Genomic DNA, 302 nt, shown 5'->3' with positions numbered 1-302 from the left:
CGGACGAGTTGCCACTGCTGGTTGGCGCCGCCCCAGTCGTCGTACTGGACGATGTTGCCGCCGTCGGCGGTCGAGGCGCCCTGTACCTCGAGGGCCTTGTTGCTGTGCCGGCTGATCAGCCGGATGTGACCGCCGTCGGAGTCGGCGAGGCGCCACTGCTGGTTGGTGCCGTTGTGGTCGCTCCACTGCACGATGGCCGCGCCGTTGGCGGTGGACCACTCGTAGACGTCGAGGACCTTGCCGGACAGGCGGGACTTGAGCCGGTAGTAGCCGCCGCCGGAGTCGACGAACTGCCACTGCTG

General features: G+C 68.5%; 1 protein-coding gene. It reads right to left on the bottom strand.

Annotated features, from left to right (window positions below):
- Positions 1-302 (bottom strand): RICIN domain-containing protein (locus tag ACFHWT_RS31555; RefSeq protein ID WP_416598367.1); only part of this gene is annotated, 302 nt, incomplete at both ends.

The sequence above is a fragment of the Micromonospora sp. LOL_021 genome, assembly GCF_048060215.1.
In the GTDB taxonomy this organism is placed as follows: Bacteria; Actinomycetota; Actinomycetes; order Mycobacteriales; family Micromonosporaceae; genus Micromonospora_E.
Note: the sequence above shows the minus strand (reverse complement) of the source record. Positions and strands in the feature narration are given on the sequence as shown.